Annotated in this window: 15 protein-coding genes; 12 read left to right on the top strand and 3 right to left on the bottom strand. The window is 62.4% G+C overall.

Going from position 1 to position 22944, the window contains the following annotated elements; all coding sequences use genetic code 11:
* Positions 1-74: 74 nt before the first annotated feature.
* From HJB91_RS08085 to HJB91_RS08060, 6 genes are all read left to right on the top strand, one after another.
* The gene (locus HJB91_RS08085) at positions 75-626 is read left to right on the top strand and encodes a LemA family protein (protein WP_210628987.1); all 552 of its coding nucleotides are present in this window, start codon (positions 75-77) and stop codon (positions 624-626) included.
* A 91-nt stretch (positions 627-717) separates the two neighbouring features.
* Positions 718-1980 carry a 3-phosphoshikimate 1-carboxyvinyltransferase gene (aroA, locus tag HJB91_RS08080; protein WP_221154328.1) on the top strand — a complete coding sequence of 421 codons (1263 nt, stop codon included), beginning with the start codon at positions 718-720 and terminating at the stop codon, positions 1978-1980.
* Positions 1981-2018: 38 nt separating this feature from the next.
* Positions 2019-3953, top strand: coding sequence for a DUF2207 domain-containing protein (locus tag HJB91_RS08075; RefSeq protein WP_221154326.1), 1935 nt, complete (start codon positions 2019-2021; stop codon positions 3951-3953).
* 65 nt (positions 3954-4018) lie between these two features.
* On the top strand, positions 4019-5302 hold the full coding sequence (gene purD / locus HJB91_RS08070; protein WP_221154325.1) for a phosphoribosylamine--glycine ligase: 1284 nt from the start codon (positions 4019-4021) through the stop codon (positions 5300-5302).
* Positions 5303-5395: 93 nt separating this feature from the next.
* Positions 5396-5857, top strand: coding sequence for a plant virulence effector HPE1-like domain-containing protein (locus HJB91_RS08065; protein ID WP_210628983.1), 462 nt, complete (start codon positions 5396-5398; stop codon positions 5855-5857).
* Positions 5858-6642: 785 nt separating this feature from the next.
* Positions 6643-8466, top strand: coding sequence for a methyl-accepting chemotaxis protein (locus tag HJB91_RS08060; protein ID WP_210628982.1), 1824 nt, complete (start codon positions 6643-6645; stop codon positions 8464-8466).
* Between the two features lie 131 nt (positions 8467-8597).
* Here HJB91_RS08060 and HJB91_RS08055 read toward each other — a convergent pair whose 3' ends face one another.
* Both HJB91_RS08055 and glyS read right to left on the bottom strand, forming a co-directional pair.
* Complete coding sequence (locus HJB91_RS08055; protein WP_210628981.1) at positions 8598-9086, bottom strand: DUF523 domain-containing protein; 489 nt, start codon at positions 9084-9086, stop codon at positions 8598-8600.
* Positions 9087-9379: 293 nt separating this feature from the next.
* Positions 9380-11494 carry a glycine--tRNA ligase subunit beta gene (glyS, locus tag HJB91_RS08050; RefSeq protein ID WP_210628980.1) on the bottom strand — a complete coding sequence of 705 codons (2115 nt, stop codon included), beginning with the start codon at positions 11492-11494 and terminating at the stop codon, positions 9380-9382.
* A 226-nt stretch (positions 11495-11720) separates the two neighbouring features.
* Here glyS and HJB91_RS08045 point away from each other — a divergent pair, with 226 nt between their 5' ends.
* The 5 genes from HJB91_RS08045 (at position 11721) to ubiA (ending at position 18393) form a co-directional block, all read left to right on the top strand.
* On the top strand, positions 11721-14030 hold the full coding sequence (locus HJB91_RS08045) for a Tex family protein (RefSeq protein WP_221123922.1): 2310 nt from the start codon (positions 11721-11723) through the stop codon (positions 14028-14030).
* A 133-nt stretch (positions 14031-14163) separates the two neighbouring features.
* Positions 14164-15423: a cyclopropane-fatty-acyl-phospholipid synthase family protein gene (locus HJB91_RS08040; RefSeq protein WP_210628978.1), complete on the top strand. Its 1260-nt coding sequence runs from the start codon at positions 14164-14166 to the stop codon at positions 15421-15423.
* Between the two features lie 19 nt (positions 15424-15442).
* Complete coding sequence (locus HJB91_RS08035) at positions 15443-16039, top strand: histidine phosphatase family protein (RefSeq protein WP_221154323.1); 597 nt, start codon at positions 15443-15445, stop codon at positions 16037-16039.
* A 306-nt stretch (positions 16040-16345) separates the two neighbouring features.
* Positions 16346-17158: a MipA/OmpV family protein gene (locus HJB91_RS08030; protein ID WP_221154312.1), complete on the top strand. Its 813-nt coding sequence runs from the start codon at positions 16346-16348 to the stop codon at positions 17156-17158.
* Positions 17159-17433: 275 nt separating this feature from the next.
* On the top strand, positions 17434-18393 hold the full coding sequence (ubiA, locus tag HJB91_RS08025; protein WP_221154310.1) for a 4-hydroxybenzoate octaprenyltransferase: 960 nt from the start codon (positions 17434-17436) through the stop codon (positions 18391-18393).
* Between the two features lie 95 nt (positions 18394-18488).
* Here ubiA and HJB91_RS08020 read toward each other — a convergent pair whose 3' ends face one another.
* Positions 18489-19055, bottom strand: coding sequence for a DUF6101 family protein (locus tag HJB91_RS08020; RefSeq protein ID WP_210628974.1), 567 nt, complete (start codon positions 19053-19055; stop codon positions 18489-18491).
* Between the two features lie 300 nt (positions 19056-19355).
* On the opposite strand from HJB91_RS08020, the gene HJB91_RS08015 reads away from it, so the two are divergent.
* Positions 19356-22691: a DUF1217 domain-containing protein gene (locus HJB91_RS08015; protein ID WP_221154308.1), complete on the top strand. Its 3336-nt coding sequence runs from the start codon at positions 19356-19358 to the stop codon at positions 22689-22691.
* Positions 22692-22944 lie beyond the last annotated feature (253 nt).

Genomic DNA, 22944 nt, shown 5'->3' with positions numbered 1-22944 from the left:
GAACGACCGCACCACGATGACTTTGTCACGCCGAATCACTAACGTGCGATCATCAAATCGGGGAGCTCATCTGCATGTATGTGATACTTGCTCTTATCGTTGTCATCGCGCTTTACATCGTCTTCATTTATAACGGCCTGGTTCGTTCCCGGCAGATGGCTGAGGAAGCCTGGTCGGGCATCGATGTGCAGTTGAAGCGGCGCGCCGATCTGATCCCGAACCTGATCGAGACGGTCAAAGGCTATGCCGCCCATGAGAAGTCGACGCTCGAGGAGGTGGTTGCGCTCCGCAACAAGGCGCAGGCCGTGCCATCGGGTGACGTTGCCGGCAGGGCGCAGGCGGAAGGCCTGCTCGGCCAGGCGCTCGGCCGGGTGATCGCGCTTGCCGAGGCCTATCCCGATCTCAAGGCCAACCAGAATTTTGCCGAACTGCAGGCGTCGCTCGAAACTCTGGAGGGCGAGCTGCAGATGGCGCGGCGTTATTACAACGGCGCGGCCCGCGACCTCAACGTCAAGGTCGAAAGCTTTCCCTCCAATCTCGTCGCCGGCCAGTTCGGTTTTGCCAAGCGGGAGTATTTCGAGATCACCAACGAGGCCGATCGCGCCGTCCCCAGCGTCAAATTCTGACGATCCGGCATTTTGCCTTTGCAAAAAAACCGATTAAGAGCAAGGGCAGGTGGCGACGCGCTTTAGCTCGCCCATGGACGGAAGACGTAGCATGACACGCACAGCCAAACTCACGATCATCCCGCCGGGCCGGCCGCTTTCCGGTCGCGCCATGCCGCCGGGCTCGAAGTCGATCACCAATCGGGCCCTGCTTCTCGCCGGCCTTGCCGAGGGCACGAGCCGGCTGACCGGCGCGCTGAAGAGCGACGATACCCGTTATATGGCCGATGCGCTGCGCGCCATGGGTGTTGCGATCGACGAGCCCGACGACACAACTTTCGTCGTCACCGGCAGCGGCCGGCTCATGCCGCCGAAGGCGCCGCTCTTCCTCGGCAACGCCGGGACGGCCACACGTTTCCTGACGGCGGCTGCGGCTCTGGTCGACGGTACCGTCATCGTCGACGGCGACGAGCACATGCGCAAGCGCCCGATCGGCCCGCTGGTCGAAGCGATGCGCACGCTCGGCATCGACATCACCGCCGAGACCGGCTGCCCGCCGGTCACCGTCAGGGGCACCGGCCGCTTCGAGGCCGACCGGATCCTGATTGATGGCGGGCTGTCCAGCCAGTATGTTTCGGCGCTGCTGATGATGGCGGCCGGCGGCGACCGTTCGGTCGACATCGAACTGGTCGGCGAGGATATCGGCGCGCTTGGCTATATCGATCTCACCACGGCGGCGATGAGGGCCTTCGGCGCCAAGGTCGAAAAGACCAGCCCCGTCACCTGGCGCGTCGAACCGACTGGCTACCGCGCCGCCGATTTCGTCATCGAGCCGGATGCATCGGCCGCGACCTACCTCTGGGCGGCCGAAGTGCTGAGCGAGGGCAAGATCGATCTCGGCGTACCGAACGATGCCTTCACCCAGCCGGATGCCAAGGCTTACGAGACGATCGCCAAGTTCCCGCATCTGCCGGCCGAAATCGATGGCTCGCAGATGCAGGATGCCGTTCCGACGATCGCCGTGCTTGCCGCCTTCAACGAGACGCCGGTCCGCTTCGTCGGCATTGCCAATCTGCGCGTCAAGGAATGCGACCGCATCCGCGCCCTGTCCACCGGGCTCAACAAGATCCGCGAAGGTCTGGCCGTCGAGGAGGGCGATGATCTGATCGTCCATTCCGATCCTGTTCTCGCCGGCCAGCGTCTTCCGGCCGAGATCGACACCTTCGCCGATCACCGCATCGCCATGAGCTTTGCGCTCGCCGGACTGAAGATCGATGGCATCACCATTCTCGACCCCGATTGCGTCGGCAAGACCTTCCCCGCCTATTGGCGGACGCTCGCCGCCCTCGGCGTGACCTATCAGGACAAGGATTGACGAAAAGCGCGGCCGGGGCCGCCGGCAGGGAGAGAGGAATGGGGCGTCGGTTTTTCGGATTCTGCTTGGCGCTCATCTTGATGCTCGCCGCGCCGGCGGTCTTTGCCGCCGAGGTGATCGACAGCTTCGCCTCCGACATCACGCTGGAAAAGAGCGGCGCGATGACGGTGAGGGAAACGATCACCGTCAATGCCGAGGGCAACCGGATCAATCATGGCATCTTCCGGGACTTTCCGCTTTTTTTCACCGACGCCGGAGGTCGTCGCCGCAGCGTCGATTTCGACATGGTGTCGGTCAGCCGCGACGGCGCGGACGAGCCCTGGCATACCGAATCCATATCGGGCGGCATCCGCATCTATGCCGGCTCCGCCGAGGTGACGGTGACGCCGGGCCGTCATCGCTACGTCTTCACCTACCGGACCAACCGCCAGATCCGCTACTTCGACGATCACGACGAACTCTACTGGAACGTCACCGGCAATGGCTGGATCTTTCCGATCCGCTCCGCGACGGCGACGGTGACGCTGCCGCCGGGTGTCGCTGCGACGGGGACGATCTTCTTCACCGGCCCGCAAGGCGCGACTGGAAAGAACGCCCGTGTCAGAGAAAGCAGCGCCGGCCTTGTCTTTTCCACCACCGCGCCTCTTGGCCCCAATGAAGGCCTGACCTTTGCGATCCGGATGCCGAAGGGCTCGATCGATCCGCCGAGCGCGGATATGGAAAGCACCTGGTGGCTGAAGGACAACCGCAATTATTTCATCGGCTTCGGCGGCCTGATCCTGGTTTTCGCCTACTACCTCAGATCCTGGCTGAAGGTTGGTCGCGATCCCGCCCGAGGCGTCGTCGTGCCGCGCTGGGATGCGCCTGACGGCATCTCGCCGGCGCTGGTCAACTACATCGACAATAGGGGCTTTTCCGGCGGCGGCTGGACGGCGCTTGCCGCCACGGCGCTCAATCTTGCGGTCCGCGGTTACGTCAAGCTCGAAGACCTGAAAAACTCGATCGTCATTCGCGGTACCGGCAAGGCGCTCGGCAAGGAGAAGTTCCAGGCCGGCGAGGCCGAACTGCTGAAAGTGGCCGGCGGCGAAGGCAGGACGCTGACGATCGACAAGGCCAATGGCGAGCGGGTAAAATCGGTAGGGCAGTCCTTCCGTTCGGCCATCGAGAAGGAACATCGCGGCAAATATTACAATTCCAACATCGGCTATACCGCAGGCGGCATCGCGCTCAGCGCCGCCGCCCTGGTGGCGCTGTTCGTCTTCGGCTCGCTGGAGCCTGACACGATCGCACTGATGCTGATCCCGATTGCCATCTCGGTCTTCATTTCCGTCTTCGTCGCCGGTTTGGTCAAGTCGCTGCACCACGGCAGATCGCTGTTCGCCAAGGTCATGGCCGTCATCGCCGCAGCGGTCGGCGTTTTTGTCGGCGTCAGCATCCTGGCGATCATTGTCCTGACGCTTGCCTCGTCGCTGGTGGAGCTGCACGAAACGCCGATGCTCTTTGCCGTCGGCGGCATCGTGCTGCTCAACGTCCTCTATGTCTTCATCATGGGCGCGCCGACCCCGCTCGGCGCCAGGATGATGGACGGCGTTGACGGCCTGCGGCAATACCTGACGCTGGCCGAGAAGGACCGCATGAATATGGCCGGCGCTCCCCAAATGTCGCCGCAGCATTTCGAGACCCTGCTCCCCTATGCCGTGGCTTTGGGCGTCGAAAAGCCCTGGTCGCGCACCTTCGAGACCTGGCTCGCGGCAGCCGCCGCCGGCGCGGCCGCGGCCTATTCGCCCTCCTGGTATTCCGGTGATTTCAACAGCGGCAGCTTCTCCGACCGTATCGGCGGTTTCTCCTCGTCAATGGCGTCCACCATCGCGTCGACGATCCCCGCGCCGCCGCCGCCGAGTTCATCCTCCGGTTTTTCCGGCGGCGGCTCCTCTGGCGGAGGTGGCGGAGGCGGCGGAGGCGGGGGCTGGTAAGCTTTCCCGCTTGACCTTTCAGCCCGTGGCCCTTAACCGCCTGACGGAACAGGAAAGGGTCGCGCATGAAGGTTCTGTTGATCGGGTCGGGCGGACGCGAGCACGCGCTCGCCTGGAAGCTGGCGCAATCGCCGTTGCTGAGCGAACTCTACGCCGCGCCCGGCAATCCGGGCATTGGCGAACACGCCGTCCTCGTGCCGGTCAATATCGACGATCATGAAGCGGTCGCTGCCTTCTGCAAGGACAAGGCGATCGATTTCGTCGTCGTCGGCCCCGAGGCCCCGCTCGTCGCCGGCCTCGCCGACCGGCTGCGCGCCGATGGCCTGGCAGTCTTCGGCCCCTCCGCCGGCGCCGCCCAGCTCGAGGGCTCCAAGGGCTTCACCAAGGACATCTGCGCCCGCTACGGCATTCCCACCGGCGCCTACCAGCGTTTCAACAACGCGCCGAAGGCGAAAGCCTATATTCGCGGGCAGGGCGCACCGATCGTCGTCAAGGCTGACGGGCTGGCCGCCGGCAAGGGCGTGACGGTTGCGATGACGCTCGATGAGGCGCTTGCTGCCGTCGACGACTGCTTCGAGGGCGCCTTTGGCGCGGCCGGCGCCGAAGTCGTCGTCGAAGCCTATCTCGATGGCGAGGAGGCAAGCTTCTTTTGTCTCTGCGACGGAAAACATGCGCTGCCGCTGGTGACCGCCCAGGATCACAAGCGGGTGGGCGAGGGCGATACCGGCGTCAATACCGGCGGCATGGGCGCCTATTCGCCAGCGCCGGTCATGACGGCCGAAATGGTCGAGCGGACGATGAAGGAAATCATCGAGCCGACAATCCGCGGCATGGCCGAGAGCGGGCATCCCTTCTCCGGCGTGTTTTTCGCCGGACTGATGATCACTCATAAGGGCCCGGAGCTGATCGAATACAATGTTCGTTTCGGCGATCCGGAATGCCAGGTGCTGATGATGCGGCTGAAGAGCGATCTGCTGCCGCTGCTGCTTGCCACCGCCAATGGCACGCTCGATCAGGTGAGCGCCGAATGGAGCGACGATCCGGCCCTGACAGTGGTCATGGCCTCGAAGGGCTATCCCGGCGCCTATGAGAAAAACACACCGATCCAGTCGCTGCCGGCGGCAGGCGAGGGCGAGAAGGTGTTTCATGCCGGCACGGGCATGAAGGACGGCGTGCTGGTCGCGACCGGCGGCCGCGTGCTCAACGTCACGGCGTCAGGCGGCACGGTTGCCGAGGCGAAGGGCCGCGCCTATGCCCTGCTGGACAGAGTTCGGTGGGAAAACGGCTTCTGCCGGCGCGATATCGGCTGGCGCGCGATCGAGCGCGAAAAAGCCTCGGACAAAGCATAAACCGCTACGTTCCTTAAATTTTTACCCTTTCCCCTGACGGGATGGAAACGAAGCTGCGCTATACCGCTGCCGTAGTGAGACGGAGGTGCGTTGATGCGTCAGATTTTCCTCGGTGCGGCAATCCTGTTGATGGCAGGCACGGCGATGGCCTCCTCGATTGAGGTGATCGGCAAAACGGCAGGCCGTGCAGAAGGCAGCATCGTCACTGAAAGCTGCGCCGCTTGCCCGCCGCTGCAGGCCGAGCATAGCCGCAAGGACTATACGGTGCCGGAACTGAAACCCGGCGTCCTCCAGGCAAGCGAAGTCCGCCACGTCGGCGGCGAAACGAAGATCTTCCGCACCGAAGCCTGGATGGGTGGTTCGCCCGTCGTCTTCGTCAGCAAGGCAACGCCGGAAGCCCTGGCTGCCGCCGAACCTTCGATATCGCCCGCCCAAGGCATCGACATGAACGCAACGACCGCAGCCGTCATCGGCGGCGATGCCAGGCCGGTTGCCGCCGGCATGGTTGAGAAGCCGGCGGCTCTCGATATTTCCGAATTCAAGCTGCGCTTCTAGACGATCAACACGCAAAACGGCTGTGTGCCACTAAAGCCAATCTGAGCCGCTGCGATAGTTCCCTGCCCCTGCCCGATCAAGGTTTCGATCGCTTGGGGTTCCACCGCGGTGGAGCGAATGCACCCTCGAAGAGAAGCGGGGGTGCATTCCTGCTTTAGAGCTTTTCCGGGTTAGATTGAAGCATTCTGTTGGCTCAAACGGAGTCGGATGGTCGACCGGCCGGCGCGTGTCGTAGCCCAGCTCTACGGCCAAGCCGGCCGGTCGATCAGCCGGCCCGTTTCAGCCAACCCTCCCGCAGATTTGCTTGGCAAATCTGCAAGACCTTGGAATCGCCGGACGCACTTGTCGCTTCGCCCACGGCGAAGCGGTGCGGCCGGTGGGCCGGGCATGTTTCCGCCAGGATCAAAGGCGATCGGCTCGGACGTACCTGGGGGTATGCCCGTCGCCAATCGCCTTTGCCCTGACGAAAACCTGCTCCGGCAGAATGCTTCAATCTAGCCCGGAAAAGCTCTAAGGCCCCGGCAGTTCTGCAGAGCGAAAACGGATGATATTCGATCGGCGGGTGAAGTCAGCGGTATGCTTGGTAACTCCGCCCCCTGATTTTTAGGGAAATTTGCGCCGTTTTGAATAAAATTAAAGCTTTCTTATTGAGTCAGCTTCAATTCTTACTCACCGGTCGCAGCATGTTGTTCAGCAGCGGTAGACGCGTCCTTCTCAGATGCGCTCGCACAGGCGGTAGAAGACCGCACCGGAATGTATTCCCTCATTCCCCTTTGCGAGGAATCATGAAAAATTTGAAGATATCGAAGCAGCTCATATTGCTGATCGTCGGTTTGATGTCGGCCTTTGCGATCGCCACGTCCCTGCAGATCCGCTCCTCGGTCGATGCCATTTACAAGGAGCGTTACGACATGCTGCGTGCCGAGGTTCAGTCGGCGATCTCGGTTCTCAAGCTTTACCAGGCCAAGGTGACCGCAGGCGAAATGAAGCTGGAGGATGCCCAGAAGCAGGCTTACGCCACCGTCAATGGCATGAAATACGATCCGGACGGCTATTTCTTCGGCTATAGCTACGATGTCCAGATGATGTTTCACTACGACGCCTCGAAGGTCGGACAGAACCTGAAGGGGCAGCCGGACAGCAAGGGCAAGCTCTATCGCGAAGAGTTGGTCAAACTCGGCCAGCAGGGCGGCGGTCTCGTCGAATTTTATTCCACCAGCAAGCCGGGCCAGCCGGCCGGCGATTATCGCAAGACGGCCTATGGCCAGGCCTTCGACCCCTGGAAGGTCGTCGTTGTCACCGGCGTCTATATGGACGATCTCGATGCCCAGGTGAACAGCACGATCCTGACCGCGCTCTCCGGCAGCATCGTTCTTTTCTTCCTGGCCATGGCTGCGGCCTACGTCGTCATCCGCGGCATATCGGGGCCCCTCAACAATGTCCATGCCGCCCTGAAGGCGGTCTCCGAAGAGGACGTCTCCATCGCCATCCCGCATACCGGCATGAACAATGAGGTCGGCATGATGGCAAAGGCGACGCTGTCGCTGCAGGAGAAGATCCGCGAACGGCATCAGATGTCCGATCGCGAGGCGGCCCAGCAGCTGGCGCTGGAAAGCGAGCGCGAAAACAACCTGCGCCAGCAGCAGGACGACGCCGCACTCCAGGCCCGCGTGGTGACGACGATCGGCCAGGCGCTGGAGCTGATCGCCCGCGGCGATCTTACCGTCCGCTGCGCCGATCTCGGCCAGAAATACGCCGCCCTTCGCGACAACTTCAACGATGCGCTGTCGCATCTCGAAGCCGCCATGGCCAAGGTCAGCGCCAAGGGCAGTGACATCGGTACGAGCAAGGAAGAGATTCGCCGCGCCTCGAACGAGTTGTCGCAGCGCACCGAGCGCCAGGCCGCAAGCCTGGAGGAAACATCGGCCGCCCTCGATGAGCTCACGGTCGCCGTCCGCCAGACCGCCGATGGCGCCCATGAGGCGAGCAAGCGCGTGCACGCCGTCAGCGCCGAGACCACCCATAGCGATGCGATCGTCAGCGAGGCGATCGAGGCGATGAGCGGCATCGAGAAATCGTCTTCGGAGATATCAAAGATCATCGGCGTCATCGACGAGATCGCCTTCCAGACCAACCTCCTGGCTTTGAACGCCGGCGTCGAGGCGGCCCGTGCCGGTGAATCCGGCAAGGGTTTTGCCGTTGTTGCCCAGGAGGTGCGCGAACTCGCCCAGCGCTCCGCCGCCGCGGCAAAGGAGATCAAGGACCAGATCGCCCGCTCCTCCACCCAGGTCGATCACGGCGTCCGACTGGTCGGCGAGGCAGGCGAGGCGCTGAAGCGCATCTCCGACCAGATCAAGGCCGCCAACGAGATCGTCGCCAAAATCGCCCACAGCGCTTCCGAACAGGACACCACGCTGCGCTCGATCTCTTCAGCGGTGAACCAGCTCGACGCCGCCACCCAGCAGAACGCCGCCATGGCCGAGGAGACCACGGCATCGGCCGAGACGCTCGCCAGCGACACCGACGAACTGATCGACCTCATCCGCGGCTTCCGGGTCGGCAATGCCGGTGCTGCTCCCATTGCGCATCAAGGTCGCCGCGCTGCCTAGCGCAATTCCAGGATAGAGGCGGGTTTCCGTCAGGAATTGCATAAAAACAAAAGCAGTGTGGGGACAAACAGGATTTTCAGCACCAAATTCTTAGCGGCCGTCGGTTCTCCGGCGGCCGTGTCGTTTGGGGTTCATTGTGCCAGACGGTCGATCAATCGGTCGATTTCCCCATCGGAAAACACTTCGACGCCGGCCGCTTTCAGCGCCGCCGCCGTTACGCCGTTGCCGGCCTGCCTGCGTCCGGAAAAGGTGCCGTCATAGATGAACCCGGAGCCGCAGGACGGACTGCCGTCGATGAGCAGAGCATAGCGGCAGCCGGTCTGCCGTGCGAGCGCCACGGCATTCTCCGCCGCCTGCAGAAACTCTGCCGTCACATCGCCGCCCGTCAGCTCTATAACCCGCGCCTTGCCGGCCAGAACCTCTTTGCCGGTTGCCGCCTCTGCGATCTCCGCCGGCGCCCGCGGCACCGCCATGCCCGCCGACATCTCCGGACAGATCGTCACCAACCGCCCTTCGGCCCGCCATCTCTCGATCGCCGGGTGAAGCAACGGTTTCGCCCGTCCGTCATAACGGACGGCGTGCCCCATGAGGCAGGCGCTGACGAGAATCTTGCTGTGCATGGCTGTTTGAATAGCGCCGTGGTGGCGGCAATGCCAGGGTTGGGTGGGCGGATTGTTTAAGCGATAGCAAAACGCCCCTCATCCGCCTGCCGGCGCCTTCTCCCCGCGCGCGGGGCGAAGGGGATTTGCCGCGACCTCTCCGTTCCCCACAACCTCTCGCAGGGCAGGTCCCCTCTACCCGTTTACGGGGGTCCGGAGGACGGGACGAGACCCGTGGCTCGACCCCGGCAAAGGTTAGGGTGAGGGGCAGATGTTCGAGACCGCGCCGCGTCGGCACTGCAAGAAGCCGAATATCACCCCGAAATCTTCGAGAAATCCGCCACCGTTCCCGTCGCCTCGCGGATCAACCGCAGCAGAGCCAGGCGGTTGGCGCGGATGGCCGCGTCCTCGTCGTTGACGAGCACGTCTTCGAAGAAGCGGTCGACAGGGCCGCGCAGCTTGGAAAGCGCTTCCATCGCCGAGCGAAAATCTTCGCCGGCAACGGCATTCGCCGCATCCTGCGAAGCGCTCGATATGGCGGCGAACAGCTCCTTCTCGGCATCGAGCCTGAAGAGCGCCGGCGAAACGCCGTCGGCGATGACGGTGCCCTTCTTCTCCTCGGCGGCGAGCAGCTGCGTCGCGCGCTTGGTGCCGGCGAGCAGGTTCTTGCCGTCCTCCGAGGAGATGAAGGCCGTCAGCGCCTCGACGCGGCGCGCCACCATCAACAGATCGTCGGCTTCAGGCGTCAGCACGGCGTCGATCAGATCGTGCCGGGCACCCTGATCACGCAGATAGACCTTGAGGCGATCATGGAAGAAGGAGAGCAGATCATCATCCTTGGTCGCCGCCAGCAGCGGCAGGCGGACCCTGCGTTCCAGCAGGATACGAACGACGCCGAGGGCGGCACGCCGCAGCGCAAACGGGTCTTTTGAACCCGTCGGCTTCTCGTCGATCGCCCAGAAGCCCGTCAGCGTGTCGAGCTTGTCGGCAAGCGCCAGCGTAATCGCCACCTTGTTCTCCGGCACGCGGTCCGACGGACCCTGCGGCTTGTAATGGTCCTCGATCGCCGCGGCGACGGAGGCGTTTTCGCCCTGCAGCACCGCATATTTGCGGCCCATCAAGCCTTGCAGTTCCGGAAATTCGCCGACGGCCTCGGTGCGCAGATCCGCCTTGGCGAGCACGGCGGCGCGATCGACGAGACCGGCGTCGGCGCCGGTGATATCAGCCAATTCCTTTGCCCGCGCGCGGATGCGGGCGACCCGGTCGCCCTGCGTGCCGAGCTTGGCGTGGAAGGTCACGTCGAGCGCATCGAGCTTGGCCATGCGTTGGTCGAGCGGCTTCTTCAGGTCAAGGCCGAACCTTACGGCAGATGTTTTGAGTGTCTCGAGGTCGGGCATATCGCTCTGGTCGCGCTTCCAGAAATGCAGGGCATCCGAAAGGCGGGCGCGCACCACCTTGCCGTTGCCATGGACGATTTCCTTGCCACCGTCATGCGCCTGGATGTTGGACACCAGGATGAACCTGTTCGACAGTGTCTCTTCGCCCTGCCTTCGGGTGACGAAGCACTTCTGGTTGGTTTTGATCGTCAGCCGGATGATCTCGGAGGGAATGGAGAGATAATCTTCCTCGAAGCTGCCCATCAGCACCTGTGGCCATTCGACGAGGCCGGACACTTCCTCCAGCAAGCCTTCGTCTTCCACCAGCTCGAGCCCGTTGGCAAAAGCAATGTCGCGCGCGTCGTGCAGGATGATGTCCTTGCGCCGCTCGGCGTCGAGGATGACCTTCGCCTTTTCCAGGCTCGCCGCATAATCGTCGAAGCGGCGGACAGTGATGGCTTCGGGCGCATGGAAGCGGTGGCCATAGGTGACGTTGGAGGCGGTGATGCCGTCGATCTCGAAGGGGATGACGACGGTTTCTTCATGCTCCGGGCCGAAGGTGCAGACGATCGACTGCAGCGGCCGCACCCAACGCAGCGCGCCCGGTCTGGAGGAGGCCTTGCCCCAGCGCATCGATTTCGGCCAGGGGAAATCGCGGATGATGCCGGGCATCACCTCGGCGACGATCTCTTCCGTCGCGCGGCCGGGCTTGGAAATGACTGCGACGTAGAAATCGCCCTTCTTTGGATCGCTCACCACCTGCGCCTCGGAGACGGAGGAAAGGCCGGCGCCGCGCAGAAAGCCCTCGATTGCCTTCTCGTTGGCGTCGGTGCGCGGCCCTTTGCGTTCCTCGCGTACATCGGCCGAGCGCGCCGTCAAGCCGTGGATGTCGAGCGCCAGCCGGCGCGGCGTCCAGTATTCGCGCGCGCCCTCATAGGACAGGCCGGCTTCGACGAGCGCATCGGTGACGAGCTTCTTCAGGTCGCCGGCAGCCTTGCGCTGCATGCGGGCCGGAATCTCTTCGGAGCGAAGTTCGAGAAGAAGGTTTGGCATGTCACTCTTTTCCTTGCGCCCGCGGGCAGGGCGATCCAAAAACGTTGCTTCTGCTATCAAAGAATGCCGCATCTGCACAACCGCAAAAACGGAAGAGAGCGATGGGGATGGGCGACACGCAGATGCCCCCAATTCCCCAACTTCCGCTGTGGAAACCACAGTCGGGCATTGCCTTGCCGCTTTTCGCCGCTATGGTCCCGCAACTTTCGTCGGAACAGGAAATCCCATGGCCGCTGACCTCCGTTTTCTCGCAGCCCGTATCTCGGCCGAAATCAACGCCCGGCCGGACCAGGCCAAAGCCGCCATCGAGCTGCTCGACGAGGGCGCCACCGTGCCCTTCATCGCCCGCTACCGCAAGGAAGTGACGGGCGGGCTCGATGACACCCAGCTGCGCAATCTCGCCGAGCGGCTGGTCTATCTGCGCGAACTCGAAGCCCGGCGCGATGCGATCGTCGAATCGATCACCGGCCAGGGCAAGATGACCGAGGAGCTGATGGCGAAGGTCGCGGGCGCCGAAACCAAGGCCGAGCTCGAGGATCTCTATCTGCCCTACAAGCCGAAGCGCCGCACCCGCGCCGAAATCGCCCGCGAACGCGGCCTCGGCCCGCTTGCCGAGGCGATCCTGGCCGAGCGTGGCCGAGAGCCGGCGGTGCTCGCCGAAGGCTTCGTCACGGCTGACGTGCCCGACGTGAAGACGGCGCTGGAAGGCGCGCGCGACATCATCGCCGAAGGTATTGCCGAAAATGCCGACCTGCTCGGCAAGTTGCGCGCCCATATGCGCCAGGCAGCGCTGCTGAAGGCCAGGGTCGTTGACGGCAAGCAGGCGGCGGGCGAGAAGTTCTCCGATTATTTCGATCATTCCGAACGCTGGGCGACCGCGCCCGGCCACCGCGCGCTCGCCATGCTGCGCGGGTGGAACGAGGAGGTGCTGACGCTGACGATCGAGGCCGATGCCGAGACCGCATCGCCGAACAAGCCGGTCGAACGGATGATCGCCGCTGCCTATGAGATCGGCACAAGCCGTCCCGGCGACCGGTGGCTGATGGAGGTCGCCAGCTGGACCTGGCGCGTCAAGCTTTCCATGTCGCTGTCGCTCGATCTGATGCGGGAGCTGCGCGAAAGGGCCGAAGAGGAGGCGATCCATGTCTTCGCCCGCAATCTGAAGGACCTGCTGCTGGCCGCGCCGGCCGGCTCGCGCGCGACCATGGGTCTCGATCCCGGCATCCGCACCGGCGTCAAGGTCGCCGTCGTCGACGGCACCGGCAAGGTGGTGGCGACATCGACCGTCTATCCCTTTCAGCCGAGGAACGACGTGCGCGGCGCCCAGATCGAGCTCGCGTCGCTGATCCGCAAGCACAATGTCGAGCTGATCTCGATCGGCAACGGCACAGGCAGCCGCGAAACCGAAAAGCTGGTGGCCGACATGCTGGCCGAGCTGCCGGCCCCGAAGCCGACCAAGGTCATCGTCTCGGAAGCGGGCGCCTCGGTCTATTCCGCCTCGGCGACCGCAGCGGCCGAGTTTCCCGATCTCGACGTATCGCTGCGCGGCGCCGTCTCCATCGCCCGGCGCCTGCAGGATCCGCTCGCCGAACTCGTCAAGATCGAGCCGAAGTCGATCGGCGTCGGCCAGTATCAGCACGATGTCGACCAGCAGAAGCTGTCGCGCTCGCTCGATGCCGTGGTCGAAGACGCGGTGAACGCCGTCGGCGTCGATCTCAACACCGCCTCGGCGCCATTGCTCGCCCGTGTCTCCGGCCTCGGCCCATCGATCGCCGAGGCGATCGTCCGCCACCGCGACAGCGAGGGCCGTTTCGAGACGCGGCGCGATCTGCTGAAGGTCGCAAGACTCGGCGGCCGCACCTTCGAGCAATGCGCCGGCTTCCTGCGCATTCCGAACGGCAAGGAGCCGCTCGACGCCTCCTCGGTCCACCCCGAGGCCTACGGCGTCGCCAAGAAGATCGTTGCTGCCTGCGGCCGCGACCTGCGCGCCCTGATGGGCGACAGCGCCGTTCTGAAATCGATCGACCCGCGCCGGTTCATCGATGAGAAATTCGGCCTGCCGACGGTGAAGGACATCATCGCCGAGCTGGAAAAGCCCGGCCGCGACCCGCGTCCAAGCTTCAAGACCGCGACCTTCGCCGAGGGCGTCAACGAGATTTCCGACCTGACTCCGGGCATGGTGCTCGAAGGCACCGTCACCAATGTCGCCGCCTTCGGCGCCTTCGTCGATATCGGCGTGCATCAGGACGGTCTGGTGCATGTGTCCCAGCTTGCCGATCGTTTCGTCAAGGACCCGCATGAGGTCGTCAAGGCGGGCGATGTCGTCAAGGTGCGGGTCGTGGAAGTCGACGCCAAGCGCAAGCGCATCGGTCTCTCCATGCGCCGCGACGATGGTTCTTCGGCGTCTCAGCCGCGTGCTGATTCTCGCGGAGGTCAGGGCGGCCGGCCGCAGAACGATCGCCGGCCTGCAGCTCCGAAACCGGAGAGCCAGAGTGCCTTCGGTAGTGCACTCGCCGAAGCCATGAAACGAAAATAACGGCTTAACCGTCATTTCGGCAAAAATGCAACAGTTTGGCAGCGTTCTTTGCGGACTGCTAAATCCGGCGCTTGTAAGGCGGAGGAGAGTTATTAAGTTGATGTGACCATCCTGTCACATTTGCGAGGCGTCCATGGCGTCGGCTTTCCTATCGATTGTCCAGCAAATCATCCGCAAGGGTTCGTTGAAACTTACCCTTGCCAATGGCGAGACTCACGTGATCGGCGACGGCACCGGAGACATGGTGGTCGCCCGGCTTGCCGATCAGGAGGCCGAGGACGCCATCCGGCGCGATCCGACGCTGAAGCTCGGTGAAATGTACATGCAGGGCCGGTTCATTCTCGAACAGGGCAACATCTACGACTTCCTATCGCTGGTGAAGCAGAACACCACCAACGAGATCTTCGACTTCAAGATGGCGGCGCTGCTCGTCGGCCGTATCGCCTGGCAGCAGCTGAAGAGTCGCGTGCCGATCAATCGTAACAAGCACAATGTCGCCCATCATTACGATCTGTCGGCCAAGCTCTTCGATCTTTTCCTCGACGAGGATTGGCAATATTCCTGCGCCTATTTCGAACCGCCGGGTATTGGTCTTGACGAGGCGCAGCTTGCCAAGAAACGCCATATCGCCGCCAAGCTGCTGCTTAGGCCCAACCAGCGGATCCTGGAGATCGGCTCCGGCTGGGGCGGCATGGGCATGTATCTGACGGAGGCGACTGAAGGCGCCGAGTTCACCGGCATTACGCTGAGCGAAGAGCAGCTCAAGGTCTCCCGCGCCCGCGCCGAAAAGCGCGGCCTTTCCGAGCGGGTGCATTTCGAGCTGCAGGACTACCGCACCATGAGCGGGCGAAAGTTCGACCGCATCGTCTCCGTCGGTATGTTCGAGCACGTCGGCATCGGCAATTATGGCAACTTCTTCCGCAAGGTATCGGACCTGCTCGACCACAACGGCGTCATGGTGCTGCATTCGATCGGCCGTCCGAAGCCGAGCTTCGGCACCAATGCCTTCATCGAGAAGTATATTTTCCCCGGTGGCTATATCCCTTCCGTCGGGGAGGTCTTGCCGCCCCTGGAGAAGGCCGGGCTCCTCGTCAGGGACGTCGAAATCCTGCCGATGCATTATGCCTATACCCTGCGCCACTGGCGCGAGCGTTTCGTGGCGCGCAAGGCCGACGCGGTGGCGCTTTACGACGAGCAGTTCTTCCGCATGTGGGAATTTTATCTGGCCGGTTCCGAAATGGGCTTCCGCTGGGATGAGCTGTTCATCCTGCAGATCCAGATCGCCAAGAACCAGTTTACCGTTCCCGACAACCGCAACTATATCGCTGAGAACGAAGCGAAGCTGAAGGAATTCGAGGCGAGGCGGCCACCGCTGGAAAAGGTGACGTTCTGATCCCGCGACGGCGTTTGTGATGAAAGGGGCTGCGGATGAGCAATGGTTTTCCGAGATTTACCTGGTCCGCCACGGTGAAACCGAATGGAGCCTGTCCGGGCGCCATACCGGGCGGAGCGATATTCCCCTGACGGCGACCGGTGAAGCCGCCGCTCGAAAACTCGCCGAGCGGCTGGCCGGCCTTTCCTTCTCGCTGGTCTGGTCGAGCCCGTCGCAACGGGCCCGCAAGACCTGCGCGCTCGCCGGCTTCGGAGCGGGCGCGGCGATCCGCGACGATCTAGCCGAATGGGATTACGGCGCCTATGAAGGCGTCACGACGAAGACGATCCTGGCGGAGCGCCCAGGCTGGCAGCTCTTTCGCGACGGTTGCCCGAACGGCGAAACGGCCGCTGACGTCGGTGCCCGCGCCGACACCGTCATCGATGCGCTTCGCCAAGCGGCAGCCCCCATCCTGATCTTTTCCAGTTCGCATTTCCTGCGCGTGCTGGCCGCCCGCTGGCTCGGCCTGCCGCCGCAAGCTGGCGCGCATTTCGTGCTCGATACCGCCAGCATCAGCGTGCTTGGCTATGAGCACGACCTGACCGAACCGGTCATCCGCCGGTGGAACCAGAGATAGGGCGACTATTTGCTGTTTTTCTCGTGCCGACAACGGCCCCTTACCAACCTCTCCCGAGTAAAACGGGGAGAGGGGACGTGCCGTGCGAAAGGTTAGCGGGGACGGAGAGGCTGAGGTTTGTTCCCTTCGCCCCGCAGGCGGGGAGAAAGTGCCGGCAGGCGGATGAGGGGCCGCTCTCGCCGGTTTCCTAGGTCTCGATGACGCGCAATCTCCTCGCCGTGGTTAACATCGCGGTAACGACCTCACGATAAATGTAGCCACCGCCGCTCTCCGCGGCTGTGTTTTTGCGTTTTCTGGAGTGCGGACGTGTTTCATCGATCAGTCGTATCGATCTCCCTGGCTATTGCCTGTTCATCCCCGGCATTGGCGCTCGCGCAGGAAAGCGGCCAGCATTTCTGGTCCGGCGACTGGTATCTCAGCGTCGGTATCGCCGGCTTTTCAGCGCCGAAATTCGAAGGCTCACGGCGCTATGAGTTCCGGTTCAGCCCGCTGATTTCGGCCGGGCGGCAGGGCTCGGCTCCGCGCTTTTCCTCGCGCAACGACAATCCGTCCTTCGCCCTCATGGATAATGGTGCTTTCCGCGCCGGCCTCGTCGGCAAATTCGTGCCTTCGCGCGACGAGGGCGACGGTCATGAACTGAAGGGCATGAAGAAGGTCAAATGGGGAGCGGAAGCCGGCGGCTTCGTCGAAGTCTATCCGACCGATTTCCTGCGCGCCCGCGCCGAAGTTCGCCAAGGCATCCGCTCCCATGACGGGGTCGTTGCCGATCTCGCCGTTGATGCCTTCACCGATATCGCCCCCAACCTGCAATTGTCCGGCGGTCCGCGCGCGACATTCGCCACCAGCGGCTATTATGATGCCTATTACGGCGTCAACGCCAAACAGTCGGCGGCAAGCGGGCTTGATCAATACAAGCCGTCGTCGGGCATCCAGTCCTATGGCGCCGGCGCGGCCCTGACATGGAAGGCGACGGAAAACCTGTCGGCCAGCTCTTTCCTCGAATACAAGCGACTGGCGGGTCCGGCGGCCGACAGCAGCCTCGTGCGGCAGCGCGGCTCGAAGAACCAGGTGCTCATCGGTGTCTCGGCGACCTACAGGTTCAATTTCTCGCTGCAGTGATTTAATGCATGTCGCCCGGAAGTGTACCGCGGCTCCGGGAAAACGACATGCATAAAGTTAACGGATGTCGCCCGGAAGTGTGCCGCGGTTCCGAGGCAACGACATGCATAAACTTAATGCATGTCGCCCGGAAGTGTGCCGCGGTTCCGGGAAAACGACATGCATAAACAAAGAGCCAAAGCGCGGCCATACGAAATCAGATTTAATGCGACACGCTTCTGGCGCGCTGCGATCGCTTCTTGACCGGATCGCCGGCCCGCCGCTAGATGAATGGCATGCAAGATACCGGCGAATTCCACGATCGCGTCTCCGACGCACCTTCCGATAACTGGGTCTACCGGATCCTGCCGCCATGGCTCTGGCCTTATGCGCAGCTTGCACGCTGGGATCGACCGATCGGCTGGCAGCTCTTGATGTGGCCGTGCTTCTGGTCGGCCACGCTCGCCTCCAATGCGGCGGTTGGCCAGGGGCTCTATTCCGGCAGCCTGCTGGTGTCCCACCTTTTCCTCTATTTCATCGGCGCCGTCGCCATGCGCGGCGCCGGCTGCACCTATAACGATCTCGTCGACCACGAGATCGATATGGAAGTGGCCCGCACCCGCTCGCGTCCGCTGCCCTCCGGCCGCGTCACCCGCGCCCGCGCCAAGATCTTCATCGGCATTCAGGCGCTGGTCGGCCTCTTCGTGCTCTTGCAGTTCAACTGGTTCACCGTCTTTCTCGGCCTCCTCTCGCTCGGCATCGTCGCGCTTTATCCCTATGCCAAGCGCTTCACCGACTGGCCGCAATTCTATCTCGGCCTTGCCTTTTCCTGGGGCGCGCTGATGGGCTGGGCCGGCATTCTGGGCGGCCTCTCCTTTGCCGCCATCCTGCTCTACGCCGCCTCCGTTGCCTGGACGATCGGTTACGACACGATCTATGCGCATCAGGACAAGGAGGATGACGAGCTGATCGGCGTGCGCTCCACCGCGCGCCTCTTCGGTGATAAGACGAGGCAATGGCTGATCGGCCTTTATGGGCTGACGCTGTTGCTGATGTTTGCGGCCTTCGCGCTCGCCGGCGCCAATCTCATCGCCTTTATTGCCTTGTTCGGCGCGGCCGGCATGTTCGCTTGGCAGATTGTCCGGCTCGATATCAACGATCCCGCCCAGTGCCTGGCGCTCTTCAAGTCGAACAACCGCGTCGGCCTGACCATCTTCCTCGGCCTGTTCTTTTCGCTGCTCTTCGCCCTTCCTTGAGGGCAACGACCCGTAACACGAAAAACCCGGCACAAGCGCCGGGTTTCGAAATTTTCCGAGATCTTACCGCCGAAATGGCGCTGTCGCGATTTCGGTCAGTTGCGGGCGATGATTTCCTTGCCTTCGATCTTCATGGCGACGCCCAGCTGCCCGGTGGTGCGACGCACGAGGAAGCGCGGACGGCGATTGGCGAAGTAGGAATGACGGCGGCGCGGCTTGAGGTCACTGGTGCGCAGCGCCCCGATATGCTCTTCGAGCGGCCGGGCGACGCCATCGGCCTCGACCATCAGCATCGGAATGCGGAAGGCCTCCGACCAGCTGCGCCAGTCGGCGGCGATGTCGCTGAGATCATGGGCGACGAGCAGCGGAATGCAGAGTTCCGGATCCGCATGGTGAAGCTCGAGTGTGACGGTGACCTCGCCGTCGCCATGGTCGATGGCGCGGGCGGCGACACCCTTGAAGACGCGCCTCGGCAGGGCAATCGAGAGTGGCAGGCCGCTGGAGGGAAGGACTTTCCGCAGGACCGCGCCGCGTTCGTCGATCGTGATGCTGACGTCATCCGAACAATCATGGATGGCGTAGCTGACCTGCTGCGGAAAGCGGGACGGATCGAGACGCAGCGTCGTGTCAGCCCAAGCGGGCTTCAAAACGGGATTGTTCATTTCATTCTACCCTTGTCTTACCTGAGAGCCGGTTTTCGGTCTTCTCCTCGGGACTTTTCGTCCTCTATGTCCGACAATAGGCGGCCCCCCTTCCGTACAGCTTAAAAATTGCGGTTAAGAAAACTTTGCCTCCCCTGATGGTTATCAAAATCGAATCCGGCAGGGTTTCCGGAAGGTGAACGGCCCGCTGCCCTGAAATGGCGCAGTCCAAAGGTAAGTCTCGGGTAAGTTTTGCGTGGCAAAATGGGCTCACCAGCAGTTTGTCGTTCTTTAGAGATTTTGCCGAAAAGGGCGCTTTTGATGATCACGGCCTCCCTCGCTTACACGATCCTGTCGAAGGACATGACGTCGAGCTTGAACAAGGTCGCCTCGCAGGCGACGGTCAAGAAGGATGCCCAGTACTACGCGGACAATATCAACAAGGTCAAAGACGTCGACGACTTTCTCGGCGATTACAAGCTCTACAGCTACGCGATGAAGGCCTACGGCCTTGAGGACATGACCTATGCCAAGGCCTTCATGAAGAAGGTGCTCGAGAGCGATCTGACCGACCCGAACAGCTACGCCAACAAGCTTTCCGATACGCGCTACCGCGAATTCGCCGCCGCCTTCAATTTCAACGCACCCGACAAGGACGTTCAGACCGATGCTCAGGAGGACGAGCTCATCGGCCTCTACAAGCAGTCCTTCGTCGATGCCGACAAGGCGTCTGCCACCGAGAGCACATATTACAGCAACAATATCGACAGTGTGCAGACCGTCGACGACCTGGTCAACAACACCCGGCTGCGCACCTATGTGCTGAAGGCCTTCAAGATCGATCCCACCAATGCCTCAAAGGATTTCCTGCGGCAGGTGCTGACGAGCGACCTCAGCGACCCGACAAGCGTCGTCAACACGCAGGGCGGCGACAAATACAAGGCGCTTGCCGCCCAGTTCAGCTTCAATGCCGATGGTACGGTCAACGGCAGCGCCCAGACTGCGACGCAGAAGGCGTCGATCATCGAGACCTATACGCTGAACAACCAGTCTGTGATCATCGACAATTCCGTCGGTTCCGATGTCGTCTATGTCAGCAAGACGGCGGCCGAATACAATCAGGCCTATTACACCGCCAAGATCGGCACGATCACCAACGTCGACGATCTCGTCGCCGACAGCCGACTGACCTCCTATATCAAAACCGCCTACAGCATGGGCGCCGATTTCACCGCGCCGGCGCTGCGCATGGTGTTGACCGACCCCGGTTATGCCCAGCTGATGGGCTTTACCGACGTTTATAACGCCTTCAATTTCAAGGCCGACGGCACGACATCGACAACGGCGCGTGCCCAGACGATCGACCAGTCGAACAAGCTGAAGGACGCGGCGGCAAGCACCGCCAATTATTATAGCGTGACCTCGCGGTCGAGCAGCATCACCAATGTCGACGACCTGCTCGCCGACAGCGTTCTGGCGCGCTATATCAAGGATGCCTACGGCCTCGGCACCAGCTTCAGCAATGCCGAGCTGAAGAGCATTCTGACGGACTCGACCTATGCCGCCGCCCAGGGGAAAGCCGGGCTCAATGCCGACTTCAACTTCAATGCGGACGGCTCGATCAACGGTTCGGTGATCCAGACCGACGCACAGCGCAAGTCGACCACCGACAAATCGGCGGCGAACGCAGCGCACTTCAACGCCATGATCGGCAATATCACCAATGTCGACGACATCATGTCCGATCCCGTCGCCGTCAGCTATCTCAGAACCAGCATGCAGATCGCCGACAGCGTTTCCGACGCAACGCTGAGGAGCTTCCTCGTCGATCCCGCGGCTGCCAGCGCCCAGGGCTATAGCGACGTCCACGATCTCTTCAATTTCAAAACGGACGGTTCGGTCGCGACCCTCTATGCCACGCAGAGTGCGGCGCAAAGCGCCAGCACGGCAAGCAAGGCCGACGATGCCGCCGTCTATTACCAGGCAACGATCGCCGGCATCTCCAATGTCGACCAGCTGCTAAGCGACCGCCGGCTGAACAATTTCATCCGCAACGCCTACGGCATCCCGTCGACCGTCAGCGATGTCGATCTGCGCGCTATCCTGACCGATCAGAGCGGCACCGGCACCTATGCCGACGTCGCCGCCGCCTTCAACTTCAAGGCGGACGGTTCGCTCGAGGATGGCATGGCGGCACAGACATCCGCCCAGATCACCAACACGAAAATTGCCGCCACGGCGCGCACGGACGACTATTCCGCCCGCATGGCGACGATCGCCAATGTCGATGATCTCATCGCCGATCCTGCCATCACCAACTTCCTGAAGAGCACCTACAATCTGCCGTTCGATATCACGGACGCCGATCTCAAGAGCATCCTGACCGATGCGACCGCCGCTGCCGCGGCCGGCTATTCCGACCTCAATGCCGATTTCAACTTTGCCGCCGACGGATCGCTTCCCGTCGTCAGCTCGATCCAGACCGCAGATCAGGCGCAGACCACCAACGACAACTACATGGCGCGCTATGACGACGAGCGCGACGAGGCGATCGAAGAAGTTGCCGACAATTACAAGAGCATGATGGCCGACAGCACGAGCCTGCTCGATTTCTCCGAGATCAACAGCGTCAACGACTTCCTGCGCACCAATCGAACGGCAGATTTCAAGAAGAGCAACGACAATCTGCCGGATCTCTATCATGTCGCGCTGCAGGCCTACGGCTTGGCCGATCAGGACGTGCCGCGCTCGATGATGCGTAAAATCCTGACGAGCGATGCCTATGATCCGGACGGCTATATCGCCTCGCTGAAGGACGAGCGCATCACCAACCTGGCGCGCGCCTTCAACTTCGGCCCCGACGGCAAGCCGGCGGCGCCCCTCCAGGCGCTGCCGGACGCGACCATGGCCAAATACGCCACGGACTACAAGGCGCATGTAACCATGCTGCTGAAGGCTGGGCCGGTAAAGGACAAGGCATCGAAGGACGCAACGGCCGAGGTGGATTATTTCGCCAAGGGTATGGCGAAAGTGCAGTCGCTCGACGATTTCCTCGATGATAGCCGCCTGACCGATCTGGTGTTGAAGGCGAACAACCTCGACCCGAAGGATTACGACAAGGCGACGCTGAAGAAGATCTTCACCTCCGATCCCGACGACAAGAAGAGCTACCTCAACACCAAGGCCGATGCGCGCTTCAAGGATATCGTCGCCGCCTTCAACTTCGACAAGGACGGCAACCTGACCCGTGCCAAGATAGGCTCCATCCAGAACAAGGCGGCCGAGGAGAATACCCAGGAGCTCTACCTGCAGCAGACGCTGGAGACCCAGGAGGGCGAAAGCAACGACGGTGTGCGTCTGGCGCTCTACTTCAGTCGCAAGGCCTCCAGCATCACCTCGCTCTATTCGATCCTCGGCGACAAGGCGCTCTATCAGGTCATCACCACGGCCTACAGCCTGCCGTCACAGATGTCGAGCATGGATGTCGCCAAGCAGGCCGATCTCCTCAACCGCTTCGTCAAGCTCGAGGATCTCCAGGATCCGAAGAAGGTCGACAAGCTGCTGCGGCGCTTCACCGCGATGTACGACGTCCAGAACAGCACCCAGCAGTCGCCGGCGCTGCAGATCCTAACCGGCGGCGGCACGCAGCAGGCTTAAGGTGGTTCAGGCAGGAGCGCGCACAGCGGCGCGGGTGGCGGGCCCTCACCGTAACCTTACCGGGGGTGAGCCACTCGTCTCGCCCACGGCGGTGAAGCCGGCGCACCCGCTTCGTTTGGCGAAAAGCTAATCCCACACTCCGTCATCCCGGGCCTTGAGCCTGGGATGACGGAGTGTGAGGTCGACGAAAGAGCCAATCAGGGCGCTCGACAACGGTCCGTGCCCGCGGGCGGAAGAGGGACAATTCCCTGAC

The organism is Rhizobium sp. NLR10b, from assembly GCF_019685435.1.
Classification (GTDB): Bacteria; Pseudomonadota; Alphaproteobacteria; order Rhizobiales; family Rhizobiaceae; genus Rhizobium.
The sequence above is the reverse complement of the archived record's forward strand: the minus strand, read 5'-3'. Positions and strand labels throughout refer to the sequence as shown.

Bases quoted from the DNA above. Each gene is read 5' to 3' on its own strand.
- HJB91_RS08085 (WP_210628987.1), top strand. From the start codon at position 75: ATGTATGTGATACTTGCTCTTATCGTTGTCATCGCGCTTTACATCGTC.
- aroA (WP_221154328.1), top strand. From the start codon at position 718: ATGACACGCACAGCCAAACTCACGATCATCCCGCCGGGCCGGCCGCTT.
- HJB91_RS08075 (WP_221154326.1), top strand. From the start codon at position 2,019: ATGGGGCGTCGGTTTTTCGGATTCTGCTTGGCGCTCATCTTGATGCTC.
- purD (WP_221154325.1), top strand. From the start codon at position 4,019: ATGAAGGTTCTGTTGATCGGGTCGGGCGGACGCGAGCACGCGCTCGCC.
- HJB91_RS08065 (WP_210628983.1), top strand. From the start codon at position 5,396: ATGCGTCAGATTTTCCTCGGTGCGGCAATCCTGTTGATGGCAGGCACG.
- HJB91_RS08060 (WP_210628982.1), top strand. From the start codon at position 6,643: ATGAAAAATTTGAAGATATCGAAGCAGCTCATATTGCTGATCGTCGGT.
- HJB91_RS08055 (WP_210628981.1), bottom strand. From the start codon at position 9,086: ATGCACAGCAAGATTCTCGTCAGCGCCTGCCTCATGGGGCACGCCGTC.
- glyS (WP_210628980.1), bottom strand. From the start codon at position 11,494: ATGCCAAACCTTCTTCTCGAACTTCGCTCCGAAGAGATTCCGGCCCGC.
- HJB91_RS08045 (WP_221123922.1), top strand. From the start codon at position 11,721: ATGGCCGCTGACCTCCGTTTTCTCGCAGCCCGTATCTCGGCCGAAATC.
- HJB91_RS08040 (WP_210628978.1), top strand. From the start codon at position 14,164: ATGGCGTCGGCTTTCCTATCGATTGTCCAGCAAATCATCCGCAAGGGT.
- HJB91_RS08035 (WP_221154323.1), top strand. From the start codon at position 15,443: ATGAAAGGGGCTGCGGATGAGCAATGGTTTTCCGAGATTTACCTGGTC.
- ubiA (WP_221154310.1), top strand. From the start codon at position 17,434: ATGCAAGATACCGGCGAATTCCACGATCGCGTCTCCGACGCACCTTCC.
- HJB91_RS08020 (WP_210628974.1), bottom strand. From the start codon at position 19,055: ATGAACAATCCCGTTTTGAAGCCCGCTTGGGCTGACACGACGCTGCGT.
- HJB91_RS08015 (WP_221154308.1), top strand. From the start codon at position 19,356: ATGATCACGGCCTCCCTCGCTTACACGATCCTGTCGAAGGACATGACG.